The 20,313-nt window shown below is 60.3% G+C and carries 14 protein-coding genes; 3 read left to right on the forward strand and 11 right to left on the reverse strand.

Annotated features, from left to right (window positions below):
* Positions 1–55 precede the first annotated feature (55 nt).
* Positions 56–367, reverse strand: a complete 312-nt coding sequence (locus GNF76_RS02985; RefSeq protein WP_178123153.1) for a YqfO family protein — start codon at positions 365–367, stop codon at positions 56–58.
* Positions 368–371: 4 nt separating this feature from the next.
* Entirely contained in the window at positions 372–4,268 is a 3,897-nt protein-coding gene (purL, locus tag GNF76_RS02990; RefSeq protein WP_155581697.1) for a phosphoribosylformylglycinamidine synthase, read from the reverse strand.
* Between the two features lie 286 nt (positions 4,269–4,554).
* Between purL and mltF the strand changes: the two genes are divergently transcribed.
* Entirely contained in the window at positions 4,555–6,015 is a 1,461-nt protein-coding gene (gene mltF, locus GNF76_RS02995; protein WP_155581698.1) for a membrane-bound lytic murein transglycosylase MltF, read from the forward strand.
* Between the two features lie 134 nt (positions 6,016–6,149).
* On the opposite strand, the gene GNF76_RS03000 is transcribed toward mltF, so the two are convergent.
* The 5 genes from GNF76_RS03000 to treP all read right to left on the reverse strand — a co-directional run bounded on the left by GNF76_RS03000 (position 6,150) and on the right by treP (position 13,734).
* On the reverse strand, positions 6,150–6,431 hold the full coding sequence (locus GNF76_RS03000) for a PTS sugar transporter subunit IIB (RefSeq protein WP_155581699.1): 282 nt from the start codon (positions 6,429–6,431) through the stop codon (positions 6,150–6,152).
* A 2-nt stretch (positions 6,432–6,433) separates the two neighbouring features.
* On the reverse strand, positions 6,434–8,968 hold the full coding sequence (gene ptsP, locus GNF76_RS03005) for a phosphoenolpyruvate--protein phosphotransferase (RefSeq protein ID WP_155581700.1): 2,535 nt from the start codon (positions 8,966–8,968) through the stop codon (positions 6,434–6,436).
* 156 nt (positions 8,969–9,124) lie between these two features.
* Entirely contained in the window at positions 9,125–10,345 is a 1,221-nt protein-coding gene (locus tag GNF76_RS03010) for a maltoporin (RefSeq protein ID WP_155581701.1), read from the reverse strand.
* Positions 10,346–10,523: 178 nt separating this feature from the next.
* Positions 10,524–12,170, reverse strand: coding sequence for an alpha,alpha-phosphotrehalase (treC, locus tag GNF76_RS03015; RefSeq protein WP_155581702.1), 1,647 nt, complete (start codon positions 12,168–12,170; stop codon positions 10,524–10,526).
* Positions 12,171–12,291: 121 nt separating this feature from the next.
* A complete protein-coding gene (treP, locus tag GNF76_RS03020; RefSeq protein WP_155581703.1) occupies positions 12,292–13,734 on the reverse strand; it encodes a PTS system trehalose-specific EIIBC component in 1,443 nt (480 codons plus the stop codon).
* Positions 13,735–13,971: 237 nt separating this feature from the next.
* Between treP and treR the strand changes: the two genes are divergently transcribed.
* Positions 13,972–14,676: a trehalose operon repressor gene (gene treR, locus GNF76_RS03025; RefSeq protein WP_155581704.1), complete on the forward strand. Its 705-nt coding sequence runs from the start codon at positions 13,972–13,974 to the stop codon at positions 14,674–14,676.
* Positions 14,677–14,697: 21 nt separating this feature from the next.
* Positions 14,698–15,468 carry an APH(3')-II family aminoglycoside O-phosphotransferase gene (locus tag GNF76_RS03030; RefSeq protein WP_178123154.1) on the forward strand — a complete coding sequence of 257 codons (771 nt, stop codon included), beginning with the start codon at positions 14,698–14,700 and terminating at the stop codon, positions 15,466–15,468.
* Between the two features lie 79 nt (positions 15,469–15,547).
* On the opposite strand, the gene guaA is transcribed toward GNF76_RS03030, so the two are convergent.
* The 4 genes from guaA to GNF76_RS03050 form a co-directional block, all read right to left on the reverse strand.
* Positions 15,548–17,125 carry a glutamine-hydrolyzing GMP synthase gene (guaA, locus tag GNF76_RS03035; RefSeq protein WP_155581705.1) on the reverse strand — a complete coding sequence of 526 codons (1,578 nt, stop codon included), beginning with the start codon at positions 17,123–17,125 and terminating at the stop codon, positions 15,548–15,550.
* Between the two features lie 82 nt (positions 17,126–17,207).
* Entirely contained in the window at positions 17,208–18,677 is a 1,470-nt protein-coding gene (gene guaB / locus GNF76_RS03040; RefSeq protein WP_155581706.1) for an IMP dehydrogenase, read from the reverse strand.
* 104 nt (positions 18,678–18,781) lie between these two features.
* Positions 18,782–19,330, reverse strand: coding sequence for a sugar ABC transporter ATPase (locus GNF76_RS03045; protein WP_155581707.1), 549 nt, complete (start codon positions 19,328–19,330; stop codon positions 18,782–18,784).
* Positions 19,331–19,474: 144 nt separating this feature from the next.
* The gene (locus GNF76_RS03050) at positions 19,475–20,242 is read right to left on the reverse strand and encodes a sulfite exporter TauE/SafE family protein (protein WP_155581708.1); all 768 of its coding nucleotides are present in this window, start codon (positions 20,240–20,242) and stop codon (positions 19,475–19,477) included.
* Positions 20,243–20,313 lie beyond the last annotated feature (71 nt).

Here is a 20,313-nt window from a genome sequence, read left to right on the forward strand (position 1 = left end):
AAAACCCGCTGGGCCAATGTGGCCCAGCGGGTTTCTTGTTTTTACAGTCGTTCGATCAGAAATCTGCCAACTGCCAAACCTCGTACGCTGGTGTTTCATAGGGGTGACTGAGCTTCAATGCGGCCACAACGACCTTGATCAACTCATCCGCCACCACCAGCTCAACCTTCCATTCTTCAACCCTTTCAACCTGGCCCACCTGACCAATAAAAGGCTGGCTGCCGTCCATCGGTCGGAACTGGCCCTGGCCCAGCACTTGCCAGGCACAGCTGTCGTAGGTGCCGATGCGCCCGCCGCCCGCTGCGAAGACGGCGGTTTTCACCGTCTCCACATGGCTGTCGGGCACAAAGAAGCTGAGCTTGTACACCGGCTTAGTTCACCCACACGCGAGCGTTGCGGAACATGCGCATCCACGCGCCGTCTTCGTTCCACTCTTCCGGGCGCCACGAGTTCTGCACGGCGCGGAACACACGCTCCGGGTGCGGCATCATGATGGTGACGCGACCGTCGCGACTGGTCAGCCCGGTGATCCCGCGTGGCGAGCCGTTCGGGTTGGCCGGGTAGTTTTCGGTGACCTTGCCATGGTTGTCGACAAACCGCAGGGCCACGGTACCGGACAAGTCGGCTTCCAGCAGTGCTTCTTCGCTGGAGAACTCGGCATGACCTTCGCCGTGGGCAATGGCGATTGGCATGCGCGAACCGGCCATGCCTTGCAGGAAGATCGAGTTGGATTCCTGCACCTGAACCATTGCAACACGGGCTTCGAACTGCTCGGAACGGTTACGCACAAAGTGCGGCCAGAACTCGCTGCCCGGGATCAGTTCGCTGAGGTTGGACATCATCTGGCAACCGTTGCACACACCCAGGGTAAAGCTGTCGTTACGCTCGAAGAACCCCTGGAACGCGTCGCGGGCACGGCTGTTGAACAAGGCCGACTTGGCCCAGCCTTCACCGGCACCCAGTACGTCGCCGTAGGAGAAACCACCGCAGGCCACCAGGCCTTTGAACTCGTTGAGGTCAACGCGACCGGCGAGGATATCGCTCATGTGCACGTCGATCGCATTGAAACCGGCCCGGTCGAACGCAGCTGCCATTTCCACCTGGCCGTTGACGCCCTGCTCACGCAGTACGGCAATTTGTGGGCGGATGCCTTTCTTGATGTAAGGCGCAGCGATGTCCTGGTTGACGTCGAAGCTGAGCTTGGTGCTCAGGCCCGGGTTGTCTTCTTCCAGGATCACGTCGAATTCCTGCTCGGCGCAGTCAACGTTGTCCCGCAGGCGCTGGATCTGGTAGCTGGTCTCGGCCCATTGGCGTTGCAGCAGACGGCGTTGGCCTTCAAACACGGTATCGCCGTTGAAGACGATGTTGATTTCGCCGTTGTTGATCGGCTGGCCGACCACCGCCACGCAGTCACCCAGGCCAGCGGCGCTGAACTGTGCAAGCACGTCTGGAGTGGCGTCCTGGCGAACCTGGATCACCGCGCCCAACTCTTCGTTGAACAGGATCGCAGCGATGTCGGCGGAAGTTTCCGCCAGGCCGTCGAGGTTCAGGCTCAGGCCGCAGTGACCGGCAAAGGCCATCTCGACCACACTGGTCAGCAGACCACCGTCGGAACGGTCATGGTAAGCCAGCAGGTGACCGTCGGCATTCAGGCCCTGGATTACGGCGAAGAAGGCTTTCAAGTCTTCGGCGTCGTCGACGTCCGGAGCGTGTTGGCCGAGCTTGCCGTGCACCTGGGCAAGGATCGAGGCGCCCATGCGATTCTGGCCGCGACCGAGGTCGATCAGGATCAGGTCGGTGGTGCCCTTGTCCATGCGCAGTTGCGGGGTCAGGGTCTGGCGGATATCGGTGACAGGCGCAAAGCCGGTGACAATCAGCGACAACGGTGAGGTGACGCTCTTGTCCACGCCTTCATCGTTCCAGCGCGTGGCCATGGACATGGAGTCCTTGCCCACTGGAATGGTGATGCCCAGCTCAGGACACAGCTCCATGCCGACTGCTTTAACCGTGTCGTACAGGCGCGCATCTTCACCTGGGTGACCGGCAGCGGACATCCAGTTGGCCGACAGTTTAATGTCAGAGATCTTGCCGATACGCGAAGCCGCGATGTTGGTCAGCACTTCGCCGATGGCCATACGGCCCGACGCCGGAGCGTCCAGCAGTGCCAGCGGTGTGCGCTCGCCCATGGCCATGGCTTCACCGGTGTAGACGTCGAAACTGGTGGCGGTGACGGCAACGTCAGCCACCGGAACCTGCCACGGGCCAACCATTTGATCACGGGCAACCAGACCGGTAATGGTGCGGTCGCCAATGGTGATCAGGAAGCTTTTGCTGGCAACGGCCGGGTGGTGCAGGACGCGCTCCACGCAATCGGCGATGGCCAGGGTCGACGGATCAAAATCGTCGCCCAGTTCGTTTTCACGCACGGCCGAACGGTGCATGCGCGGGGCTTTGCCCAGCAGCACTTCCAGCGGCATGTCCACCGGGCTGTTGCCGAAGTGGCTATCCGTGACAGTAAGCTGCGGCTCGGCAGTGGCTTCGCCAACCACGGCAAACGGGCAGCGCTCGCGCTCGCAGATCGCCTGGAAGCGTTCGAAGTCTGCAGGACCCACCGCCAACACGTAGCGCTCCTGAGATTCGTTGCTCCAGATTTCGTGCGGGGCCATGCCCGGCTCGTCGTTTGGAATGTTGCGCAGTTCGAAGCGGCCGCCACGGTCGCCATCGTTGACCAGTTCCGGGAAGGCGTTGGACAAACCGCCCGCGCCGACGTCGTGGATGAAGCTGATCGGGTTCTTGTCACCCAACTGCCAGCAACGGTCGATGACTTCCTGGCAACGGCGTTCCATCTCAGGGTTTTCGCGCTGTACGGAAGCGAAGTCCAGGTCTGCCGAGCTGGTGCCGGTAGCCATGGAGGAAGCCGCGCCGCCGCCCAGGCCGATCAGCATCGCCGGGCCACCGAGGACGATCAGCTTGGAGCCGACGAGAATTTCGCCCTTCTGGACGTGATCTTCACGGATGTTACCCATGCCACCCGCCAACATGATCGGCTTGTGGTAGCCGCGCACTTCATCGCCATGCGGGGTGGTGATGGACTGCTCGAACGTACGGAAGTAGCCGGTCAGGGCCGGGCGACCGAACTCATTGTTGAACGCGGCGCCGCCCAGCGGGCCTTCGATCATGATGTCCAGCGCGGTGACAATGCGCTCAGGCTTGCCGTACGGCACTTCCCACGGCTGCTCGAAGCCCGGGATCTGCAAGTTGGAGACGGTGAAACCGGTGAGGCCAGCCTTTGGCTTGGCACCACGACCGGTTGCACCTTCGTCGCGAATCTCGCCGCCGGAGCCGGTGGCTGCGCCCGGGAACGGGGCAATCGCGGTCGGGTGGTTGTGGGTCTCGACTTTCATCAGGATGTGCACCGGCTCCTGCACCGCGCCGTACTGGCGGGTTTCAGGGTCCGGGAAGAAACGACCGGCCACGCTGCCGACGATCACCGAGGCGTTGTCTTTATAAGCCGACAGAACGCCTTCGCTGTGCATCACGTAGGTGTTCTTGATCATGCCGAACAGGCTTTTTTCCTGGCTCTGGCCGTCGATGTCCCAACTGGCGTTGAAGATCTTGTGACGGCAGTGCTCAGAGTTGGCCTGGGCGAACATCATCAGTTCGATGTCGTGCGGGTTGCGCTTGAGACCGTTGAAGGCGTTGACCAGGTAGTCAATTTCGTCTTCAGCCAGGGCCAGGCCCAACTCGGTGTTGGCTTTTTCCAGGGCGGCGCGACCACCACCGAGCACGTCAATCGCAGTCAGCGGCTTGGGTTCGGCGTGGCTGAACAGACCGGCGGCCTGCTCCAGCTGGCCCACGATAATCTGGGTCATGCGGTCATGCAGGCTACTGGCGATCAGCTCGGCCTCGGCATCGCTGAATTGGCCGGCGACGTAGAAGGCGATCCCGCGTTCCAGGCGCTGGATTTTTTCCAGGCCGCAGTTGCGGGCGATGTCGCTGGCCTTGCTCGACCAGGGCGAGATGGTGCCGAACCGTGGCAGAACCAGGAACAAGCGGCCACTAGGCTCTTGGACTGGGACGCTGGGACCGTACTTCAGAAGGCGCGCCAGCACTTGCTGCTCGTCGGAAGTCAAAACGCCGGTAACGTCGGCGAAGTGAGCAAATTCGGCATATAAGCCACTGACAGCCGGGACTTTCTGGCTCAGTTGCTCAAGGAGTTTGCTGTGGCGAAAGGCAGAAAGGGCAGGAGCGCCGCGCAGGATCAACATCTTCGGGACAGCCTCGGGAAGGGGTGTGCTTTGAGGCCGTGCATTCTAGCGTAAACCGCCGCCAACGGCACCCGAAACGGCACCGGTGGCCGCTGCCGGACGTCAGTTGGCATAAATTGCACCGTATCAGAGGGCCATCAGGGTTATTCGCGACAGTTATTTTAACCGTCACAATGGCTCGCCAGGCCCCGTTTCTACGGCCTCCAGCCCGGCTTGCGGGGCGCTAGCAGACAACGCCCACGCTGTCGAGATATGGCGCCGAGGGTCCTTTGCGTATACTGCGCAGATGTTTTCCCCAACTGCTTTGCGCCCGCGATGCGCCAAATGGCTCATCGTCACCGGACTCTTCCTGATGCTCAGCGCCTGTGTTGATAAACCCAGCACGCTCGAGCGAATCAAGGAGGATGGCGTATTGCGGGTGGTCACCCGAAACAGCCCGGCCACCTATTTCCAGGACCGCAACGGCGAAACCGGTTTCGAATACGAACTGGTCAAGCGCTTTGCCGACGAACTGGGCGTGAAGCTGGAAATCGAGACCGCCGACAACCTTGATGACCTGTTCGCACAGGTGGGTAAACCCAATGGCCCGGTACTGGCCGCCGCCGGCCTGGTCAGCAGTGAACAGCGTCGCCAGCAGGTGCGCTTCTCTCATCCTTATCTGGAAGTCACGCCACAGATCATCTACCGCAACGGCCAGTCTCGTCCCACCACGGCGGCGGATCTGGTGGGCAAGAAGATCATGGTGCTCAAGGGCAGCACCCACGCCGAGCAATTGGCCGCGCTGAAAAAGCAATTTCCCGCGATTGAATATGAAGAGTCCGACGCCGTTGAGGTGGTCGACCTGTTACGCATGGTCGACGAAGGGCAAATCGACCTGACGTTGGTGGACTCCAATGAAGTGGCGATGAACCAGGTGTACTTCCCCAACGTGCGGGTCGCCTTTGACCTGGGGGATGCCAGCCACCAGGCCTGGGCCGTGGCCCTTGGCGAAGACAACAGCCTGCTCAATGAGGTCAACAGCTACCTCGACAAGGTAGAGAAGAACGGCACCTTGCAGCGTCTGAAAGATCGCTATTACGGGCACGTCGATGTACTCGGCTATGTCGGCGCCTATACCTTTGCCCAACATCTGCAACAGCGCCTGCCAAAATACGAAAAGCACTTCAAGACCTACGCCAAGGAAGAAAAGGTCGATTGGCGCCTGTTGGCAGCCATTGGTTACCAGGAGTCGCTATGGCAACCGGCAGTCACATCCAAGACCGGCGTACGCGGCCTGATGATGCTGACCCAGAACACCGCCCAGGCGATGGGCGTGTCCAACCGCCTGGACGCCAAACAGAGCATCATGGGCGGCGCCAAGTACCTGGCCAGGATCAAGGATGAGCTGGACGACAAGATTGCCGAGCCGGATCGCACCTGGTTCGCCCTCGCCGCCTACAACGTCGGCACCGGTCACCTGGATGACGCCCGCAAGCTGGCCGCAAAAGAAGGACTGAACCCGAACAAGTGGCTGGACGTGAAGAAAATGCTGCCGCGGCTGTCGCAGAAGCAGTGGTACAGCAAGACCCGCTACGGCTATGCCCGAGGCGGTGAGCCGGTGCATTTCGTGGCGAACATCCGGCGCTACTACGATATCTTGACCTGGGTGACCCAGCCGCAGTTGGAAGGCAACCAGGTGGTGGAAGGCAATCTGCATGTGCCGGGCGTGGACAAGACCAAGCCCACCGAAGAAACGCCGCAGTTGTAACTCGATCGCCCCAACACTGCAAAAAACCTGTGGGAGCCGGGCTTGCCCGCGATGACGTTGTGTCAGTCAGCCCATGTATTACTGACCCACCGCTATCGCGGGCAAGCCCGCTCCCACAGTTGATCTCCTGTGTTTTATAGGCCGGTGATCAGATGCACCACCCCACCCGCCAACACCATAACCCCCGGCACACCTGCCGCCCGTAGCGCCACCGCATCCAGTCGCCCCGGTTCGTGCAGTTGCACCCGCACTCGAGTCAACGCCACCCGTTGTTGCGACTTGAGATTGCCCGCACCACCCAGCGCACTCAACACCCCTGGCGCCAGGGGTGCTTCGCCCGTCGGCACAGCAACCGCCTCGACAATCAAATCCGGCGTCAGGGCCTTCCAGAACGCTCGCTGCAATTTCTCGAACATGCTCAGTTCTCCACAACCAAAGAGGTTTCGACGGTCGCCGCGTGGTACAGGCGCAAGGCCTCGCGTACTTGCGCGGCTTCTTCCAGGCCCAGCACTTGGCGGGCGATCAACTGGCAGTCCGCCAGGTTCAGCTCACGCACGGTGGCCTTGATGGTCGGGATCAGCGGCACGCTGACCGACAACTCATCCACCCCCAGCCCAATCAACATCGGCACTGCCAGTGCCTCCGAAGCCAAAGCGCCGCAGACACCCACCCATTTGCCATGAGCATGGGCAGCCTTGACCGTGCTGGCGATCAGGCGCAACACCGCCGGATGAAAGCTGTCGGCCTGGCTGGCCAGACGCGGGTGATCACGGTCCATCGCCAGGGTGTATTGGGTCAGGTCGTTGGTGCCGATAGAGAAAAAATCCACCTCCGGCGCAAACAGATCCGCCATCAAGGCCGCCGAGGGCACCTCGATCATGATCCCCAGTTTCGGCAGCTCCGTAAGTCCCAGGGCTTGTGCTTCCTCTTGCAGAATCTTGCGCGCCAGGCGCAGCTCCGACAGCAGGCTAACCATCGGCAACATGATATGCAGACGAGTCAGGCCCACGCTGGCGAGGATCGCCCGAAACTGTTCGCGCAACAGCTCAGGGCGCTCCAGACACAGGCGAATCCCGCGCAGCCCGAGGAATGGATTGGTCTCGCTGTCCATCGGCACATAGGCCAACGGCTTGTCGCCACCCACGTCCAGGGTGCGGACCACCAGATTGCGGTCCGGCCCCAACGCCCTGGCGATGGCGCTGTAAGTGCCGGCCTGCTCTTCAGGGCTCGGCGCACGATTGCGATCCAGGTAGAGGAACTCCGAACGCAGCAGGCCCACGCCTTCACCGCCCAGGGCCAGCGATTGCTCGACCTCTTGCAGCGAGGCAACGTTGGCCGTCACTTCCACGTGATGACCGTCACGCGTAGTGGCGGCCAGTGAAGCCTGCTCCACTTCCCGTTGGCGGCGTAGCACTTGCTGTTGGCGAGTGGCCTGCAATTGCTCGATTTCGGCTACGTCCGGGCTCAGGTGCAACTCACCCTTGTCGGCATCCAGTAGTACCTGTCTACCGTTGGCCAACGTCAGCACTTGCATCGGTACGCCGCAGATCGCAGGCAGGCCAAGGGCACGGGCGAGAATCGCGACATGGCTGGTGGCGCCACCACCGACCGTGACAAAACCCAACACCTTGCGGGTATCAAGGCTGGCGGTTTGCGAAGGAGTCAGTTGTTCGGCGATGAGGATCGCTTGCTCCGGCACATCCCAGGCGCTGTCCTTGACCCCGAGGATCAGCTTCAGCACCCGCTGGCCGACGTCTGCCAAGTCGGCGGCGCGCTCGGCAAGCAGCGCGCTGCCCAAGCCCTGGAATAGCGTGGCCGTGGCAACCGTGGCACTGTTCCAGGCGAACGCAGCGCTCTTGCCCTGGGCCAACAGAGCGTGGGCCTGCTCCAGCAACGTCGGGTCTTCCAGCAACTCTTGATGAGCACGGAAAATTTCCGCCTGAGCGCTGCCTACAGCCTTGGCCTGCAACGCTTGCAGGGCCTCGGTGGCCTGCAACAGGCCGCTCACCAGCGCGACACGTTCGACGGCTTCGCCGGCGCCCGCTTCAGTGATGCTCAGTTCCGGTTCGGCCACCTGCACCACTTGGCCAAACGCCGAACCCGGCGACGCACACACGCCTCGCAGCAGGTTCGCCGATGACGCCGGCGCGACCGGTTCGACGGTCTCGGCATGGGCAACCACCACCGTCTCGCCGCATCCTTCGGCCAGCAACGCCACCAACGCCTTGATCGCCGCGTCAGCATCATCCCCCGCCGCACTCACCTGTAAGGTATCGCCCTGCACCGTCTGCAGCGCCATGATCGCCACCAGCGATTTGGCATTGGCGCTCTGGGTTTGTTTGTGCAGATAAATACTTGCCTTGAAGCCCTTCGCCGCCTGGGCAAACACCGCCGCCGGCCGGGCATGCAGGCCATTGGCATTGGGCAGCGTCAGGGGCTTGGAAAACAGCGCATCGCCCTCTTCTTCCGCCACGTCATCAGCACCCGCCACAGGCGTCACCCGCAGCAACGCTTGCCCCTCCGCCACCACACCAGCGCCCGGCGTCAGCAGCACAAACGGTTCGCCACTGACCACCAGCATCAGGGTCAGCAAACTGCGAGCATTGAGCGCGATAAAGTCGGCATCGAATTCGATCAGCGGCTGGCCGGCCTGTACCCGCTGGCCTTCCTCGACCAACCGGGTAAAGCCCTTGCCGGCCAGGTTCACAGTGTCCAGGCCGATGTGCATCAGCACCTGAACGCCGTTGTCGCCGGTGACACTCACCGCATGGCCACTGTCCTGGATATTGCTGATCACCCCGGCCAGGGGCGCACAGAGTGTCTGCGATGTCGGGTCGATACACAGGCCATCGCCAATCAGCCGGCTGGAGAACACCGGATCGGGCACCTGGTCCAGGGGCAGCAGCACACCGGACAAGGGCGCCAGCAGTTCCAGGGGTTGGGTTGTGGTCATGACTTCACCTGCTGTTTTGTTCTGTAAAAATCATCGAGCAAACGATGGAGATCCAATGTGGGAGCTGGCTTGCCTGCGATGGCGGTAGGTCCGCTACCTTATCGACCAACTGACACACCGCAATCGCGGGCAAGCCCGCTCCCACATAAAGCCCATTTATTTCCACCAGTATTCGACTTGCACACCAAAATTCGATCCATGCCGCGCCGTGCCGTAGGCGCCGGTGTCGGACAACGCCGAACCCGCCGCCAGTTCATTGGCCGCACGCTTGGCTGCTTCGTTCCAGGTCGCGTACGTGTAATACAAACGCACTTCCGGCCGCGCCCAGAAATCCGGGCCTTTAGGCGACCAGGTCGGGGCGAAGGTAAATTTGCTCAACTTGCGCGTACCACCGGTGGCCTCAACCTGATCATGACCCAGCTCGGTCACCAGCTTGAACTGCTCGGTGATCGCATAGGCCGGGCGCACACCGATGGACATCCAGGTCTGATCCTGGCTGCCCGGGCGAATGTCTTTCTGGTACACCGCCTCGACCTGGCCGCCAAAACGCGGCGTCACTTGCCAGTCGAAAAACTCCACGGCGCGGTAGCTTTTGCTGCTGTTATCCAAGGCCGTATTGCCGGTGTAGCCGAGGCCTGTGCCCGGGCCTTCGCCATATTGCAGCGCGAACTTGTTCCGCCCGCCGAGGAAAGGTTTCTGTACGTGCTGGGCGGTGATGGCCCAGCCACTGTTGGCGTCGCGACCACCGGCCTTTTCGATGTAACTCAACCCCAGCTCAAGCTCGCCGCCAGGGTTGGTCTTGAAGCCGGCTACGTTGAAGTCATGACGAGTGGCGTATTCCTTCTGGTACAGGTTGTCCTTGCGGGAAATCGCGTAGCTGTATTTCAGGTCGCCAATTTTCACGTCCTCAATACCGCCACCCGTGGCGCTCTGGTTCCAGTAGTAGAAATCGGAAATATGGATGTCGTTACGTTTGTAGTAACGCCGACCGGCCCACAGCGAACCACCGTTGAGGTTGGGCAGATTCGACCACTGCGCATACATCTGCGGCATACGCGCCGAGCCGTTGTTTTCGCCCTGGAACTTCAGCTCGCGGTCGTACTGGTTATACAGCGAGGCCATGGCATCAACGCTGAGCACCGAACCATCGTCGAGGGTCAACAGGTCCTGGCGCAACTCCAGCTCGGCGTACTGTTCGCATTCGTTACCCAGACGGTATTTCGATGGCGCACCGGGCAGTTGAAAACACTGCTGCTTGCCACTGCCCGTCGAGGTCCCCGCACCACTGCGCAAGTAACCGGCAAACTCCAGTCCCTGGGCAGCAAAAGGTAAAGACAGACAAGAGGCGACGAGGCCCAGTTTTATTGTTGTTTTCATACAGCGCTCCGATATTTTTATTATGTTTTTGGCTCATTTTTTTGTACCCCCCTGTAGCCGCTGCCGAGGAACGAGGCTGCGATCCAGTGCGCAGCACTGGTAAACGGTCATCACGGTTTCTCCCAAGACGCCACGGTGATCCATCGCAGCCTGGCAGCAGCGGCTACAGTTCTGCTCTTCAGTCCTTGAGGTGCAGCACAAAGGACTCATAAGGACGCAACGACACCAGACTCGTACGCCGCGGGCAGTCGGGGTAGTTACTGATCAGCAGGCGTTGTTCGATCCCCTGATTGAAAAGTCTTTGCGGCAATTGGACCTGGCACGGTGTGCCGTAGAAGTTGTTCACCACCAGCAAACGCTCGCCGTGGCCTTCGCGCAGATAGGCCCAGACCTGCAGGTGATCCGGCAGCAATTGGCGGTAAACGCCTTCCTGAATCAGCGGCTCATGGCGGCGCAGGGCGATCAGCGTGCGGTAGTGATGCAGCACCGATTCCGGGTCATCGAGTTGGCTTTCGACGTTGATCTGCGCGGCATTGGCCGGGATGCCGATCCACGGTTTACCACTGCTGAAACCGGCGTTGGCCCCCTCATTCCATTGCATCGGTGTGCGGCTATTATCCCGGGACTTCTGCATGATCGCCGCCATGCTTTCAGCTTCGGACTCACCGGCATCGCGCTTGAGCCGATAGATGTTCAGGGTCTCGACATCACGGTACTGCTCGATCTTGTCGAAACCGGGATTGGTCATCCCCAGTTCTTCGCCTTGATAGACAAAGGGCGTGCCTTGCAGGAAGTGCAGCGCAGTGGCGAGCATCTTCGCCGAGACCACGCGGTGCTCGCCGTCGTCGCCAAAACGCGAGACCACTCGCGGCTGATCGTGGTTACACCAGAACAGCGCGTTCCAGCCGCCACCGGCCTGCATGCCCAACTGCCAGTCGGAAAGAATCTGCTTGAGCTGCAAGAAATCGAAGTCGGCCCGCACCCACTTTTGCAGGTTCGGGTAATCCACTTTCAGGTGATGAAAGTTGAAGGTCATCGACAGCTCTTTCGACTCGGGACGCGAGTAGCGAATGCAGTGCTCAAGGCTGGTGGAAGACATCTCGCCGACGTTGATCAGGTCATGGCCTTCAAAGACTTCGCGGTGCATTTCCTGCAGGTACTCGTGCACGTTCGGGCCGTCGGTGTAGAAACGACGACCGTCGCTGTTGTCTTCCGGGAAGTCTTTCGGCTTGGAGATCAGGTTGATCACATCCAGGCGAAAACCTCCCACACCCTTGTCACGCCAGAAACGCATCAGCTTGAATACTTCGGCGCGAACCTTGGGGTTATCCCAATTGAGGTCGGCCTGGGTGTGGTCGAACAGGTGCAGGAAGTACTGGCCGGTCTGCGCCTCATACTCCCAGGCCGAGCCACCGAACTTGGACTCCCAATTGTTCGGCTGGTCGCGCCAGATGTAGAAATCGCGGTACGGGTTGTCGAGGCTGCTGCGGGCTTGCTGGAACCACTCGTGTTCGATGGAGGTGTGGTTGACCACGATGTCCAGCATCAGCTTGATCCCGCGCTTGGCGGCTTCGCTGATCAGCAGGTCGCAGTCGGCCATGGTCCCGTAGCTGGGGTCGATGGCGTAGTAGTCGCTGATGTCGTAGCCATTGTCGCGCTGGGGCGATCGCAGGAACGGGGTGATCCACAGGCAATCAACGCCAAGCCACTTCAGGTAATCAAGTTTGTCCACGACACCCAGCAAGTCACCGGTGGCGTTACCCGCGTGGCTGTGGAAGCTTTTGGGGTAGATCTGGTAGATCACCGAGTGTTGCCAGTCTTGCATGGTGGTTTCCTTCAGTTTTTGTATTGGCCCTGAGGGCCTCATCGCAGGCAAGCCAGCTCCCACACTTGAGTGTGTTCACAAAACAAATGTGGGAGCCGGGCTTGCCCGCGATAGCGATCTATCAGGCAACCCTGTACCCAGGCCGAACAATCTTCATGCTCAACCCACAGGTCAGCACAAACGGCACCACGATCGCGATGACCATGCCGATGACAAAGCTTGGGATGTACTGCGGAATGATCGAGATAAAACCAGGCAAGCCACCCACCCCGATGGCCGAGGCCTGGACCTTGTTCAGCGAGAGGAAAATACTGCCCAGCGCCGAGCCGGTCAGGGCCGCATAAAACGGAAACTTGAAGCGCAGGTTGACCCCAAACATCGCCGGTTCAGTGATGCCGAAATAAGCGGAAATCGCCGAAGTCGAGGCCATGCTTTTATCCCGCGCATTACGGCTCATGTAGAACACACCGAGCGCCGCGCTGCCCTGGGCCAGGTTGGACATGACAATCATCGGCCAGATAAACGTGCCGCCCTGGGTGGAAATCAGCTGCAGGTCCACCGCGAGGAACATGTGGTGCATGCCGGTGATCACCAGCGGCGCATACAACAGGCCGAAGATCGCCCCGCCGACCATTGGCGCCAGGTCAAACAGGGTGACGACACCTTCGGTGATCAGGATGCCCAGGTGACGGGTCACCGGGCCTATGATCGCCAGCGCCAGCACACCGGTGACGACGATCGTGGTGATCGGTACCACCAGCAGTTGAATGGCATTCGGCACGCGGGCCCGCAGCCATTTTTCAATCACGCTCATGACGTAGGCCGCCATCAGGATCGGCAGGATTTGCCCCTGGTAGCCGACCTTCTCGATCTTGAACCAGCCGAAAATATCGAAGTACGGCAGGCTCTGGCCGTCGAGCCCGGCCACCGCCTTGCCGTAGTTCCAGGCATTGAGCAGGTCCGGGTGCACCAGCATCAGGCCAAGGACGATGCCGAGGATTTCACTGCCGCCAAAGCGCTTGGCCGCCGACCAGCCCACCAGCGCCGGCAGGAACACGAACGAGGTGTTGGCCATCAGGTTGATCAGGCTCCACAGACCATCCAGGTTCGGATAGGCCTCAAGCAAGGTCTTGTCCGCAATGAACATGCCCTTGGCGCCCATCAGGTTGTTCACGCCCATCAACAGGCCGGCAATGATCAGCGCCGGCAGGATGGGCATGAACACATCGGAGAACACCCGCACCAGACGCTGCATGGGGTTGGTTTTTTCGACGCCCTTTTGCTTCACGTCGGCAATGGTCGAGGCGGCAAGACCGGTCTGTTCGCGCAGGGCGGCGTAGACCTTTTCCACTTCGCCGGGGCCGATCACGATCTGGAACAAGCCGCCGGTGAAAAAGGAGCCCTTGACCAGATCGATCTGGTTCAGCTCGCTGCTCTTGACCAGGCTCGGGTCCTTGAGGGCCAGGCGCAGGCGGGTCACACAGTGGGCCGCTTGCTCAAGGTTGTCGCTGCCCCCGAGGCTCTGGAGAATCTCGCGGGCAATAGTCGGATAGTCGTGGCTCATGCTTGGTTTCCACTTGGTTTTTTTGTTATTCGGGCAGTCATTGGCAGCACGCCGAGGGCAAAAGTACTCGTACAGACGAGTTAAAGCAACAACTCGTACAGACGAGTTTGGAATTAATTGATTTTCTGTTTTTCGGGTCAGATATTTCCGTGATTAGCCAATAGGTTGAATGGACAAACCCCACCTCTGGCTCTAAGGTTCCTGCCTTGAACGCAAACGCGGCACAGAGCCCTCCCCATGAGCAAATACAACCAGATCTACACCGATCTGCTTGCCAGCATCACCACCGAACGCCTGCAACGCGGCACTCGCCTGCCCTCCGAAACCGAACTGATGGACGCCTATCAGGCCAGCCGCGGCACCGTGCGCCGGGCTATCGAGCAGCTGCAGGAGCGTGGGTTCGCGCAAAAGATTCATGGCAAAGGCACCTTTGTACTGTCGCCCAACCCCATCGAGTTCCAGTTGGGCGGGATTGTCAGCTTCCGCGAAACCCATGCCGACCTGGGGGATGACGTGCGCACCGACGTCGTCGAGTTCTCCCAGTTCCCGCTGGAAGGCGCGCTGCTGGAACACATCGAGGCCGAAGCCGGCAGCCTGATCACCCGGATCAAGCGGGTACGGCGCATCGGTGGCAAACGGGTGATCCTCGACATCAACCACTTCGTCGCCGAGCTGATCCCGGGGCTGGATCGAGACATTGCCGAGCAGTCGATCTACGCGTTTATCGAGCAGACATTGCAGCTGCAGATCAGCTACGCCCAGCGCACCATCGAAGCGCTGCCGCGGGGCAAGGATGATCAACTGCACCTGGACCTGGAGGGTCAAAGCCATGTGATCGTGGTGAGTAACCAGACGTTTTTGCAGGACGGGCGGCAGTTCGAGTACACCGAGTCGCGGCATACGCTGGATAAGTTTTACTTTTCGGATATTGCGCGGCGGTGAAGCGAGAAAGGGAAAAGCACAGTGGATATTCCGAACAAATGGCGTGAACAATTCCCGCATGCGCTCATTGAGCAGCAAGCCATCGGTGAATCGCGGGCTGACGTCTTTCGCCTACGCCAGGACAGCGGTGCGGATCTGTTCCTGAAGGCCGAGCCCCTGATAGAGTGGGGAGAACTTGCGGACGAAATCGAACGCCTTCGGTGGCTCCGGCAGGTTGATTTACCGGCACCTATCGTTCTGGATGAGCTGACAGAAAACCATCGCCACTGGTTGCTGATGACTGCCCTACCGGGGCAGGACCTGGCCAGCGTCAACACGCTCTCTGCCGCGCAAATCATCGACATCCTGGCGACTGCCCTGCGTACATTGCATCAGATACCCCTTGCGCTATGCCCGTTCGATCACGCGCTTGAGCAGAGGATCGCGGTCGCGCAGGAGCACGTCAGCGCCGGTCTGGTTGACGAGACGGATTTCGACGATGAACGATTGGGACGAAGCGCCACAGATGTATTCGCAGAACTCATATCAACCCAGCCAAAGGCTCATGACCTGGTGGTGGCCCACGGTGACGCCTGCCTGCCAAATTTCATGGCAGCAGACGGTCGCTTCAGCGGCTTCATCGACTGCGGACGCCTGGGGATCAGTGACCGTTATCAGGACCTGGCCCTCGCGGCACGCAGCATCGAACGCAACCTTGGGCCGGCATGGGTAAAACCATTCTTTGAGCTTTACGGTGTAGAACCCGATGAGCAGCGCATGAAGTTCTACTGCCTGCTGGACGAGTTCTTCTAACCTGGCCTGTAGCCTCAAATGCAAAACCCCGGCACATGGCCGGGGTTTTGTTATTCAGCGATCACCTGCTACGGCAGGATCACTCCCACTCAATGGTCGCCGGCGGCTTGCTCGACACGTCATACGTGACGCGCGAGATGCCTTCGATTTCATTGATGATACGGCCGCTGACGGTTTCCAGCAGTTCGTACGGCAGGTGCGCCCAACGGGCGGTCATGAAGTCGATGGTTTCCACCGCACGCAAGGCCACGACCCAGGCGTAACGACGGCCATCGCCTACAACACCCACCGATTTCACCGGCTGGAACACCACGAACGCCTGGCTGACCTTGTGGTACCAGTCGGCCTTGCGCAGTTCTTCGATGAAGATGTGGTCGGCGCGACGCAGCAGGTCGGCGTATTCCTTCTTCACTTCACCCAGGATCCGCACGCCCAGGCCCGGGCCCGGGAATGGGTGGCGGTAGACCATGTCGTACGGCAGGCCCAGTTCCAGGCCCAGACGACGGACTTCGTCCTTGAACAGTTCGCGCAACGGCTCAACCAGCTTGAGGTTCATCTCCTCAGGCAGGCCACCCACGTTGTGGTGGGACTTGATCACGTGGGCCTTGCCGCTCTTGGCGCCAGCTGACTCGATCACGTCCGGGTAGATGGTGCCCTGGGCGAGGTACTTGATGTTGTCCAGTTTGTTGGACTGGGCATCGAATACGTCGATGAAGGTGCGGCCGATGATCTTGCGCTTCTTCTCCGGGTCGGACTCGCCGGCCAGGTTGTTCAGGAACTGATCTTCAGCGTTGGCGCGGATCACCTTGACGCCCATGTTCTCGGCGAACATGGCCATCACTTGCTCGCCTTCGTGCAGGCGCAGCAGGCCGTTGTCGACGAAGACGCAGGTCAGTTGGTCGCCGATGGCTTTGTGCAGCAGCGCCGCTACCACCGAGGAGTCAACGCCGCCGGACAGGCCCAGCAGGACGTTGTCGGTGCCGACCTGGGCACGGATGTTGGCGATGGCGTCTTCAGCAATTTTCGACGGGGTCCACAGCGCTTCGCACTGGCAGATGTCGAGGATGAAGCGCGACAGGATGCGACCGCCTTGCTTGGTGTGGGTCACTTCCGGGTGGAACTGCACACCGTAGTAGCCGCGCTCGTCGTTGAACATGCCGGCGATCGGGCAGCTCGGGGTGCTGGCCAGGATGTGGAAGTCTTCCGGCATCCTGGTGACCTTGTCACCGTGGCTCATCCACACGTCGAGACCGAACAGGCCGTCGGCGTCGATGTGGTCTTCGATACCGTCCAGCAGGCGGCTCTTGCCGACGACATCAACGCGGGCGTAACCGAATTCACGCAGCTCGGAACCTTCGACCTTGCCGCCCAGCTGCTCGGCCATGGTCTGCATGCCGTAGCAGATACCGAAGACCGGCACGCCCAGGTCAAACACGGCTTGCGGGCAGCGAGGGCTGTTGGCTTCGTGTACCGACTCGGGGCCACCGGCGAGGATGACGCCTTTTGGAGCGAATTCGCGAATCGCTTCGTCGTCCATGTCGAACGGATGCAGTTCGCAGTACACGCCGATTTCACGCACACGGCGGGCAATCAGTTGGGTGTACTGGGAACCGAAGTCGAGGATCAGGATGCGGTGGGCGTGAATGTCGAGGGCCATGAGATCAGTCTCGTCTAATGAATCAGAAACAACTCGGGGCTGAATAAGACAGCCCCGGTTACTTAACTATTTGCTTGAAGCATCAACCTACGCGGTAGTTCGGCGCTTCTTTGGTGATCTGTACGTCGTGAACGTGGGATTCGGCCATGCCGGCACCGGTGATCCGCACGAACTCAGGCTTGGTGCGCATTTCTTCGATGTCGGCGCTGCCGGTGTAGCCCATCGAGGAACGCAGGCCGCCCATCAGTTGATGGATGATGGCGCTCAGGGTGCCCTTGTACGGAACACGCCCTTCGATACCTTCCGGTACCAACTTCTCGGCGCCTGCCGAAGAGTCCTGGAAGTAGCGGTCGGAAGAGCCTTGAGCCTGGGACATGGCGCCCAGCGAACCCATGCCACGGTAAGCCTTGTAAGAACGGCCCTGGAACAGTTCGATCTCGCCTGGCGCTTCTTCAGTACCGGCGAACATCGAGCCCATCATCACGCAGGAAGCACCGGCCACGATGGCCTTGGACAGGTCACCGGAGAAACGGATACCGCCGTCGGCGATCAACGGTACGCCCGTACCTTCAAGGGCCGCGGCGACGTTGGCGATGGCGCTGATTTGCGGCACACCTACACCGGCAACGATACGGGTGGTGCAGATCGAGCCAGGGCCGATACCGACCTTGACTGCGTCAGCGCCCGCTTCAACCAATGCCTTGGCGGCAGCGCCGGTGGCAATGTTGCCGCCGATCACTTGCACGTCAGGGAAATTCTGTTTGACCCAACGAACGCGGTCGATCACACCTTTGGAGTGGCCGTGGGCAGTGTCGACCACCACCACATCAACACCGGCGGCGACCAGGGCCGAGACGCGGTCACCGGTGTCTTTACCGGTACCGACCGCAGCACCTACGCGCAGACGACCTTGATCGTCCTTGCTGGCCAGCGGGTAAGCCTTGGCTTTTTCGATATCGTTGACGGTCATCATGCCTTTAAGGGCGAATTTGTCATCGACAATCAGTACGCGTTCGATGCGGTGTTTGTGCAGCAATTCACGCACGTCGTTCTTGTCAGCGCCTTCCTTGACCGTGACCAGGCGCTCTTTAGGCGTCATCACTTCGCGGACGGTGACTTCAAGACGGTTCTCGAAACGCACGTCACGGGAGGTGACAATGCCGACCAGGTCGCCATCGTGCAGCACCGGAACGCCGGAAATGTTGTGCAGGCGGGTCAGGTCGAACAGGTCACGCACGGTGGCGTCGGCCTCGATGGTGATCGGGTCCTTGACCACGCCGGCTTCGTAACGCTTGACCTTGCGCACTTCGGCAGCTTGCTGCTCGATGGTCATGTTCTTGTGGATGATGCCGATGCCGCCTTCCTGAGCCATGGCGATGGCCAGACGGGCTTCGGTGACGGTGTCCATGGCAGCGGAAACCAGAGGAATATTCAGCTCGATGCCACGGGTTAGGCGGGTCTTGAGACTGACTTCGTTAGGAAGCACCTCGGAATAACCGGGCACTAGGAGAATGTCGTCGAATGTCAGAGCTTCTTGGCTGATACGCAGCATCGCGGGGGCTCCCGAGCGGGAAAATGGAAGCGCGCCATTATAGTCAGACACCCCCTCGGGTTCAATGTAAAACTCTGACAAACTTGGTAATACTGATAGAAGGGTTAAAGCTCGACTTTGACCCAACTCATCTTCTGGTCCAACCAATCGGCAAATTCGTCGATAAAACTCTGCTTGAACCCCGCCTCCGCCCAGTTATTGAAGATGAACCCAAGGTTGGAAAAGCCGCACTCCTGCAGGTACAGGAAGCCGTTGATGTCGTCTTCATGACCGCACAACGGGCACGTGAAGTTATCGGTGTGGCCGGGCATCCAGTCTTCCAGGCTTTCGAACAGCGCTTCGCCGACTTCTTTCAGGCACTCCGGGCAGCCTGCTTCCTCGAGAAAACCCTTGGCCGGCGTGTAGATGCAGCGTTTGTAGATGATTTCCAGGCCATTGACCGGTTCGTTGAACGGCAGCGCCTCGGGGTGCAGCACCACGGCGCGGGCGCCGTCAGCCAGGGCATAGGCCATGCGGTTGCCGGTACGGCCGCAAGTGGTCAGCTCTTCCTTGACGATGTTCTTGCGCACCAGCCAGCGCACAATCGCCCGGGCCCGGGGTTCGTGGACGGGCAATGTGGAGATCTTCGGGACAAGGATGCTTTGGGAGTTCATGAGGCCTGGGTGTCCTGCGGTGTGGCTTCTGGCCTCATCGCGGGCAAGCCCGGCCCCCACATTGGAATGCAATCAACTGTGGGAGCCGGGCTTGCCCGCGATGAGGCCCGGGAGGACGGCAGCTTAATCCCTGAAAAAAACAGGTCAAGTACTCAAGTACCGGGCAATCAACGCAATGCCACTGGCCAGCACCAGCCAGGTCACCAGCCGCACGAACGCCTCACGGGACATACGCAGGGTCAGCCGCCGACTGACCCACAGCCCCAAGGCCATCGCCGGCAGCAAGCACACCGCCAACACCAGCAACGGTAGCTCGGCATACACCCCGGCGAGCAAAAACAGACTCAAACGCACCACCGTGCTGCAACTGATCAAGGCACTCTGGGTCGCCCGCGCCGGGTCTTTGGGCAAACGACTGTTGAGGTAGATCGCATATAAAAAGCCGCCGCTGCCAAACAACGCCCCAAACAAGCCACCGACAGTGCCCATGGGAATGGCCCAGCCGGCCGCCAACTGCGTGGGGCGAGCTTTCACCAACAGGCTATAGATCGCGTAGGCACTGATGAACAGTCCCATCAGCAGCAGTAAAAGGTTCGAGTGGAGATTGAGCAGAAAGATCACGCCCAAGGTGCAACCGATCATCATGCAGGGCAGCAGCCGTAACAGTTCCGGCTTGTTCACGTCCCGCCGCGACTGCAGGAGGTTGCCAAAGGCGGCAACAAAATCCAGCAGCACCAGCAACGGGATGATCTTCGACAACGGCATGAACAGAATCAGGATCGGCCCCGCCACCAGCGCCGTACCGAACCCGGCGATGCCAAACACGATATAAGCCACGACAATCCCGACACCGATCACCAGCCAGTCGACACCACTGAAAGCCCATTGGTTAAGCAGTTCGACCCAGTTCATGAGGCATTCCTTGAAGATGACGGCAGTCACTTTAGCCATCACCGCGAGTTGCGACTAATATCTTCAAAGCC

The organism is Pseudomonas spelaei (genome assembly GCF_009724245.1).
Classification (GTDB): domain Bacteria; phylum Pseudomonadota; class Gammaproteobacteria; order Pseudomonadales; family Pseudomonadaceae; genus Aquipseudomonas; species Aquipseudomonas spelaei.